The 988-nt window shown below is 74.3% G+C and carries 1 protein-coding gene; it reads right to left on the bottom strand.

Annotation, left to right across the window (positions count from 1 at the left end; genetic code table 11):
* Positions 1-163: 163 nt before the first annotated feature.
* The coding region (locus tag ACFFNX_RS51105) for an ArsB/NhaD family transporter (protein WP_378213752.1) at positions 164-988 on the bottom strand (825 nt) is incomplete at its 5' end.

Here is a 988-nt window from a genome sequence, read left to right on the forward strand (position 1 = left end):
CCTCCAGCCCGGCGACCGCCGCGAGCGCCGCGCCGGCCGGCTCACCGCCGCTGACGTGCAGCAGCGTGAACTCCGCGTCCGGCGGGGCGAGCGTGCGGGCCGCGTCGACCGCCGCCTGCCACGTGCCCTCCGTGATCCAGATGATCGTTGCCACAGGCATGTCTCATCCTCCGAACACACTCAGCATCACCCACAGTGCCACTGTCGCCGCCGCCAGCGTGGCCGGCACCGCGACCAGCCCCAGCCGGGTGAAGTCGCCCAGGGCCGGTTCCGCGTCGCGCTCGTGCAGGACCCGCCGCCACAGCAGCGTGGCCAGCGACCCGACATAGGTGAGGTTGGGGCCGACGTTCACTCCGATCAGGGCCGCGAGCACCGGTCCGGGCCCGCCCGACGCGAGCAGCGGCACCAGCGCCAGCACGGCGGGCAGGTTGTTGATCAGGTTCGCGAGCAGCGCCGCGACGGCCGTCACCGCCAGCAGCGCGGGCAGGCTCGAACCGTGCGGCAGCACGTGCCGCGCCACGGCGCCCAGCCCGTTGTCGGTCACGGCCTTGACCACGACACCGAGCGCCAGCACGAACAGGCAGAACAGCGGGTTCGCCGCCCCGACCAGCCTCCGCACGCCCGTACGCCGCCGGGCCAGCGCCCGCGTCGCCAACACCAGCACACCGGCCAGCGCCGCCCAGGCCGGGTTGTGCCCGGCGAGGGAGACCAGCGCGAACCCGGCCAGCGTCAGCGCCAGCACGACCAGGGTGAACACCGGCAGGCGCGGCCGCCGCGCCGGCTCGGCGGGGGTGGCCCAGGCCGCCAGGTCGGCGCGGAAGAACCACCGGAAGACCGCGTACTCCACCGCGATCGAGGCCAGCCAGGGCAGCGCCATCAGCCCCGCGAACCGCGCGAAGGTCAGCCCGGTGGCGGAGAAGGCCAGCAGATTCGTCAGGTTCGACACCGGCAGCAGCAGCGAGGCCGAGTTGGCCAGATGCGTGCAGGC

The sequence above is a fragment of the Actinoallomurus acaciae genome (assembly GCF_042429965.1).
Lineage (GTDB): Bacteria > Actinomycetota > Actinomycetes > Streptosporangiales > Streptosporangiaceae > Actinoallomurus > Actinoallomurus acaciae.